Raw genomic sequence first — 396 nt, forward strand, 5'->3', positions numbered from 1 at the left:
CGTAGCCTCGGTGAGCAGGTCTCTGAGTCCACCGAGGCAGGGACTCTCAACGCCGGCCTCGACGAAGAAGGTCACCGTGCCCGTGTCCTGGCAGACGGGAATGGACTCGATTTTACCAATCTCTATGGACTTGAGAATGTTTCTGAGGTTGAAGCGCGCTATTTTGCTCTCCTCTCGCTCGTAAGCCTCCCTGATGGCCAAAACGACATCATCGGGAATCCTCGTGACGGCCAGCCTTATCGCCTCGACGACGGCATCAATCAATTGGCATTCACCTGTTGAAAGTTGCGTTTGGGATTAAAAAGGTTGACGCGAAAATTTAAAAGCCACCTCCAGAGCGGAACAGCCTTAACGGTTAGGTTGTCTCGCCTTATCTCACCGGAGTAGTCCCACGTC

Annotated in this window: 1 protein-coding gene; it reads right to left on the bottom strand. The window is 53.5% G+C overall.

Annotated features, from left to right (window positions below; translation table 11 throughout):
- On the bottom strand, nucleotides 1-264 hold a 264-nt coding region (locus tag E3E51_RS12960; RefSeq protein WP_206204589.1), incomplete at its 3' end, for a fumarate hydratase.
- Nucleotides 265-396 lie beyond the last annotated feature (132 nt).

This window comes from Thermococcus sp. 21S7, from assembly GCF_012027615.1.
Classification (GTDB): Archaea; Methanobacteriota_B; Thermococci; order Thermococcales; family Thermococcaceae; genus Thermococcus.